Source organism: Psychrobacter sp. FME5, assembly GCF_014861375.1.
Lineage (GTDB): Bacteria > Pseudomonadota > Gammaproteobacteria > Pseudomonadales > Moraxellaceae > Psychrobacter.
In genome coordinates this window covers 1-6540 of the sequence record NZ_RRYX01000137.1, presented here as the reverse complement: position 1 = coordinate 6540, position 6540 = coordinate 1, and the positions used below count along the sequence as shown (strand labels likewise).

7 protein-coding genes are annotated in these 6540 nt (G+C 38.5%); 1 reads left to right on the top strand and 6 read right to left on the bottom strand.

The features are described 5' to 3' along the window. Window positions 1-146: 146 nt before the first annotated feature. The 3 genes from EI161_RS12860 to repM all read right to left on the bottom strand — a co-directional run bounded on the left by EI161_RS12860 (window position 147) and on the right by repM (window position 2417). Window positions 147-797, bottom strand: a complete 651-nt coding sequence (locus EI161_RS12860; RefSeq protein ID WP_192529734.1) for an Abi family protein — start codon at window positions 795-797, stop codon at window positions 147-149. 113 nt (window positions 798-910) lie between these two features. Further along, complete coding sequence (locus EI161_RS12855) at window positions 911-1222, bottom strand: mobilization protein MobS (protein WP_192529733.1); 312 nt, start codon at window positions 1220-1222, stop codon at window positions 911-913. Window positions 1223-1484: 262 nt separating this feature from the next. After that, window positions 1485-2417, bottom strand: coding sequence for a replication initiation protein RepM (repM, locus tag EI161_RS12850; protein ID WP_192529732.1), 933 nt, complete (start codon window positions 2415-2417; stop codon window positions 1485-1487). A gap of 815 nt (window positions 2418-3232) precedes the next feature. Here repM and EI161_RS12845 point away from each other — a divergent pair. Next, window positions 3233-4135: a uroporphyrinogen-III synthase gene (locus EI161_RS12845; protein WP_192529731.1), complete on the top strand. Its 903-nt coding sequence runs from the start codon at window positions 3233-3235 to the stop codon at window positions 4133-4135. A gap of 58 nt (window positions 4136-4193) precedes the next feature. On the opposite strand, the gene EI161_RS12840 is transcribed toward EI161_RS12845, so the two are convergent. From EI161_RS12840 to rpe, 3 genes are read right to left on the bottom strand one after another with little or no spacing between them, the layout of a single operon-like run. Then, window positions 4194-4625 (bottom strand): MarR family winged helix-turn-helix transcriptional regulator, encoded by a 432-nt coding sequence (locus EI161_RS12840; RefSeq protein WP_192529730.1) that lies wholly within the window; start codon window positions 4623-4625, stop codon window positions 4194-4196. Continuing rightward, window positions 4622-5704 (bottom strand): uroporphyrinogen decarboxylase, encoded by a 1083-nt coding sequence (hemE, locus tag EI161_RS12835; protein WP_192529729.1) that lies wholly within the window; start codon window positions 5702-5704, stop codon window positions 4622-4624. Before hemE ends, EI161_RS12840 begins: the two co-directional genes overlap by 4 nt. 51 nt (window positions 5705-5755) lie before the next feature. Beyond that, window positions 5756-6433 (bottom strand): ribulose-phosphate 3-epimerase, encoded by a 678-nt coding sequence (gene rpe, locus EI161_RS12830; protein ID WP_192529728.1) that lies wholly within the window; start codon window positions 6431-6433, stop codon window positions 5756-5758. Window positions 6434-6540: the final 107 nt, after the last annotated feature.

The window sequence follows — 6540 nt, the reverse complement described above, 5'->3', positions numbered from 1 at the left end:
AGTATGGACATACTTAAAAACTTTGCGCGCAAAGTTTTTAAGTATGTCCATACTAATTAATTATGTCAACTCTATTATTGCTTACCAGTATAGGAAGCAAGGCCTTTAATAGTGCTTAACAGGTAATTCTTGACAAGTAATCGATCTCAAGGCTTATTATTCAGCAACGAGACTACGTTTTGGTTTAAGCTCAACCATTGAGCTGTATCCTCACACCTATAGTCTATTATTTTTATGATTGCTTTATAATCTTCATCGAGCTTTCTTCTAAATATTGGCTCATGGTGAGCGATGCGATTTCTTAATTTTCGAATTTTTTCTAAATCATTATATATCTCACCTCTTAGCACTTTTATTGCAATACTGGCATCAGCATTAGGAAAAATAGCTCTAAAGTGAGGCAGCCACAACTGATCATCATGACGACTGGTAAACATTTTTTGCCAAAACACAAAGTTCAGCTCAGGTATGATCTTGTTAACATCAGATGACTTAGCGCTTGCTTTCTGTAGGTTTCTTCTTGGATTATCGCCATATTTAGGATTAGGCAAAGTATTTATAAAACCATTATTCCAAGGCCATTGATTACCATGTAGCTTAAACAGCACCTCTGAAACCGCGTTTCTGATAGTTACCTCACAAATATGTAGGCAAGGGAAAAATGCGCCTGATGCATTTGCATTCCATAGATACAATTCTAAAGCGCCCTCTAAGTCAGAAGCCTCTCTTTCGTAAGTAGATAGTCTTGGTGAAGATAGCGTACCTTTTACCCTTTCACCGTTAACAGTTGAATTCATACCTAGAAAGCCTTATAATTAAGTTGTGAGCTAGGGGTATCGTAGGTTAACACCTCCCCCCTAGACAGATGCGAAAACCCTGCCTTTGTGCAGGGTTTTCTTTTTTAATTTTATCAAATATTTCTTTCAATATTTGATTTGTCTTCATTGTTATCAGCTGCCATAGTACCACCCAAGTTTTCAATGAGACCCTTTAATAGCTCCCTATCTGTTTGCCTTGTTAAATATTCGGGCAGTGTCTTAGCGATATAGTCTTTTAATCCCTGTACAGAATCCTTCTCTAAAGCGTCCACAAGAAAAGCACCCAGTAGTATTTTCTGCCGTGTCAGCTTCTTATCTAGCTTCTGCTTCTCTCTATTTATTTTAAGCTCAAGACCATTAATCTTCTGCTGTTCTTTTAAATCATTACCACCTAGTAAGCTCATATTACAATCCTAAATTATCAAATTATTTACTCATCTGACTATAGCAATTTCATCAATACCTAACAACAGTTTATGATATAGTTAATTGACGGATGGTTGAGTCCCACTGACTAAGTGCGAGTTTTCGACTTCACAAATGTTTATCCCTAACGGTCATACATTTATAAAGTCAAAACATCGGCAGGGGCAAAGCCCCCACACCCCCAACACTACGAAAAGACGTAGTGTTAAAAAGCAAAAATATGTGAAATTTAAAATGGTGCTATGCCTTATGCTTTTTAGGTTGATAACCTAACTTTGCAAGATAGGGCATATACTGGGCTTGCTTATTTTCATCTACTAGATCATTAGCGATAATAGCGGCAAACTCAGCGGTACTTTTACCAATAGGCGCATTACTGCCAAGTTCAGGTAAGGCAGCAAGTTTGGCACTGAATGTTTTTACTTGGCTATCTGTCATCTTGATGAACGCATCATCTTTGGCTATCGGCTCAGGTGCTTTCTTTTGTTTAAATGTGAAGGTAAAGCCAGTTATTACCCTGCCGGTTTTGTGCTGAACATAATCGGCTGTTATGTCAGTATGCTCATTAATTTGTTTCTTTGCATGGTCTAAAACTCTAGCCTTGAAGTTGTGCATTTCTTTGTACTGCTCAGGCTTAACCCCTAGCTTTTTACGTAAGTCGTCAGTCGCTATCTTGTTGGTCTTGCCAACTGACTTCCATTGCATAATTAATTCGTAAAGTCTTATTGCGTACTCGCTTTGCAACTCGCTAACCTGCTTGAGATCATATTCTGTGTATTGTTCGCTAAGTCTTGTTATCAGGGGGATAACATCATCGGTGAACTGCAATTCAATCATACCCGCTGTGTCAATATAACTTATCTTTTGCACCCAATTAACGAGGTGATGTACTGGTTTTCCTGTCTGCTTGTGAATATCGTCATATTCAAAGTAAGCATCAAATAAACCCCTAGTCGCACTTTTTAGCGCATCGTATGAAGTATGCTTTTCCACCTTGAATTGTTCTTGATAGCTACTTGCATGGATTTGCAGTACACCTCTAGCATCAATCAACTTATCTTGTGCCCTTGCTGCAACGATAGCCAAAAAGATAATACGCTGCTCAGGTATACCAAGCGAGTAACTGGCACTGATTAATTTATTGTCTTTTGTCACTAGCTTGCAGTTATCCATTATTCTCACTCATTGGTAGAAATCCTAAGTATTGTAAACCTATTCCAATACAAACTTCAACATGCTGTAGTTATAAGGTCGATAGACGTAGTGGTATGGGTCGATAGACGTAGTGGTATGGGTCGATAGACGTAGTGGTATGGGTCGATAGACGTAGTGGTATGGGCTGTGAAAGCCACAACTGGCAAGGGCTGTGGCGGACGTAAAAGCTCTTAAAAGTCTTTAAAAACCTTAAAAACACAAAAACCTTAAATCACATAGTTAAATAATCCGTTATTAGACATAAAATTTAAGACAATTTAAGAGATTTTCTAAGCTTGTTTTTTGATAAATTTAGGATCAGAAATTATCACATGCTAGGAATGGTTCAAGATTAGTGGCACCTTACAGTTAACTGTCATTTCAAATTGACTGTAAAAGTTCAGTTTGTTGAAGTGTTTTGCTAAGCAGCTACTTAAACTGTCTTATAGGCTTGTTAGGCATGCTAAGACAGTTATTAGGTACTTATGGGTAATTAGAGCCTAGAAGATGCTTAAACGAGCGCTAGAGAGCGATTATGATAGCAAAGGGAGAGGGAGCGACCACAGTTATATAGAATTTTGCTAAAAAGAGGTTAGTAACCATCTTTTTTATTCAAACAGTCTGTTATAAGTGGTTCCATTATACCAGTCTGTTTTAAGTAGTCTGTTAATAGGTTTGAGGGGCTAAATAACTGGTTCCCTTGGGGTATGCCCTTAATAATATTCTAAAATTAGTGGGTCGCTACACAAAATTCACGTTAAACGATCTTGAGTCTTGCAAGAAATGGTATCTCTATGTCCTATTCCGCATCGTCATCTTCCTTACCAATTGTTATTAATACTCGCCCAATAGAACGTTCTGCTCTCTTAACACATCATTTGCAAGCCGCCGGTTTTACAGTAGTTGATATACCGCTACTAGCATTGCAGCTACGCCAAATATCAAAAATTGATATTGGATTAATGTGTGATTGGTTAACAGGTGGCTACAAAGCGCTAGTTGTCATGAGTCCAACCGCAGCAATATCAGGTTTAAGAATGTGGAAAGCACTTGAGGAAGAATCACTAATGGCTGATAACAACAAGTTATTATCAGCCATTTTAAAAGCGCGTGTTAACAACGAATCTGATAGTATGATCATAGCAGTTGGCAATGCGACTGCCGCAACGTTGTTGAAAGATACCCGAGTAAAGTCCCAGAATCATCGGGTTGTACAGCCAATAATTGCTAGTAATGAAGGTATGCTAGTAATGAAGGAAATTGAGCAGCTGAAAGCGGGTGATAAACTATTAGTATGGCGCGGTCTTGGTGGACGGAGGTTGTTGGTTAATACATTAAAGGCGCGTGGTGTCTGTATTGATAGCATTGCATGGTATGAAAACACTATGCAATGCAATGCACTTATTAGTTATCATCAATGGTTACAGCAGTTCAATAAGCCCTTTATTGTGTCAGCAGCGCAATCAAAGCCTATTGTTATCATTAGTAGTAGAGAAGCCTTTAATCATTGGATAACTATAGTCAATCAACCAATACTATTTGATTCGGACATCAAAGTTGTCCCGCTTAAACTAGCAGACTTTAACTATGTGGTATTGGGGTCGCGTTTAGCTAAGATAGTTGCTGAACAACAATTAGGTTATTGGCGTGTAGAGAGTTTAGAACCTAAAACTATTTTAGATGCAATTTATAGTTAAGGCATTTAACTAATATTTATAACCTTCTGTAGTATAAAAAACTGTATAGCATAATAAACTATGTAATAAGTCCACCTTTTATTTTTCTAAAAATATTCAATGCAGCAATAACTTCTTCGTCCGTTAGATTAATCCTACAGCGCATATCTTCAAATATCTCGGTTACGGATGCCTTAAGTTCCAGACCTTGTTCTGTGATCATCACGTTTCGACGTCGACGATCCAAAGAATCAAGATAAACTTTTATCATACCTGCACTTTCTAAACGTTTAATAATTGGCGTCAGCGTCCCTAAATCGTATAAAGTCTTTTCGCTAAGTGTACTGACCGATACATCATTCTGTTCCCAGAGCGCTACTAAAACCAACAGTTGTGGGTAAGTTATACCTATTTCTTTCAATGGTTTAGCATAACTGCGCATCATAGCATTTGACGTTGAGTACAAAGCAAAGCAAAGCATTTTATCAAAATCAAATATAGAATCTTTCATATACTGCTTCCAGTTGGAAATCGGAATTGATGAACTGCTTCTACCAGTGCCTCAACTGCTTCAACTTCAGTATCTTTAGAAATCCCATGTCCAAGATTAAAAACATACCCAGAGCCATCTGCCGTTTTTCCGAATGAGGTCATGATTCGATCAGCTTCATCCTTGATCTGTGAATTAGAAGCAAGTAAAACAGCTGGATCTAAGTTACCTTGTAGCGCTACTTGATCTCCTACAATTTGGCGTGCAGAACCGAGATCGGTCATCCAGTCTAGGCCTAGCGCATTTGCTCCACATTTTGCCATATCCTGTAGCCACTGTCCTCCACCTTTCGTAAAGACAATAGATGGAATTTGCTGCCCGTCATGTTGACGTTTCAAATTCTCAATTACATAAGTTATATGTTGTAATGAAAACTCTCTGTAAGCTGAATGATTAAGCATACCTCCCCAAGTATCAAAAATCATAACAGCTTGAGCACCAGCTTCAATCTGCTGATTAAGGTGCTGCACTACTGCCTGACTATTCAATTTAAGTAAGCGTTGTAGAATCTCAGGATTTTTATAAAGCATCTTTTTCACTATGTGGAAATCTCTAGAACCTTCCCCTTCAACCATGTAACAAGCTAAGGTCCATGGACTCCCTGAGAAACCAATCAGAGGTACTTTACCACCTAGCTCATGGCGGCATTGAGTAACAGTATCATATACATAAGAAAGAGATTCTTGTGGAGGGAGTGACAACCGATCAATAGACTTTTCATCACGTACTGGATGCATGAATTTCGGACCTTCGCCTTCGACGAAATACAGACCTAACCCCATTGCATCAGGAATTGTTAAAATGTCGAAAAAAACAATAGCAGCATCCAAATCAAAACGTTGAAGTGGCTGTAACGTCACTTCTGTCGCATAATCAGGGGTTTTCATTAACGTAACAAATGATCCAACACGTTCACGCAGTGCTCTATACTCAGGAAGATAGCGACCTGCTTGACGCATCAACCAAATCGGTGTTCTATCAACCGGTTGGCATAGCAATGCACGAATAAGGTTATTGTTCTTAAGTGGCGGGTGCGCCATTATTAATTCTCCAAAAATTAAAATATATTTTCTGAATTACATTGCTAGTATTTAAGAATCTCTTGCCGAAGCTGCACTAGCTTTCATTGCTGTGATTACTTGCTCATAATCATGTTTTCCGAAAATCGCGGTGCCTGCGACAAAAGTATCCGCCCCACACCTCGCTATCTCTGCAATGTTTTCCTCTTTAATACCACCGTCTACTTCCAAACGAATATTTCTGCCACTGTTATCAATCAAATTTCTTGCTTCTCTAATTTTGGGAAGAACAGCTGGAATAAATGTTTGACCACCAAAACCAGGATTGACCGACATGATGAGAATAAGATCAATTTTATCCATCACATATTGACAGGCATCAAGAGAAGTAGCAGGGTTGAAAACTAATCCGGGTTTACAACCGCAATCTCGAATAAGCTGGAGTGACCGATCTAAATGGGTCGTGGCATCTGGATGGATGGAGATATAAGTGGCACCAGCTTTCGCAAAGTCAATTATTAAGGAATCGACAGGAGTTGCCATTAGATGGACATCTATTGGTGCCTTTATCCCTTCAGCTCGTAGTGCAGCACAAACTTGAGGTCCCATAGTAAGATTAGGAACATAATGGTTGTCCATAATATCAAGGTGAATAATATCAGCTCCAGCATCTAATACAGATCGTACTTCATCGCCTAGCCGAGCAAAATTTGCGGCAAGTATAGATGGGGCTATCCAGATTTTATTCATAATTTCAACTCACTCATGTACTCTCTATTTAGTATAAATACAGAATATTAATTAGTATGGACATACTTAAAAACTTTGCGCGCAAAGTTTTTAAGTATGTCCATACT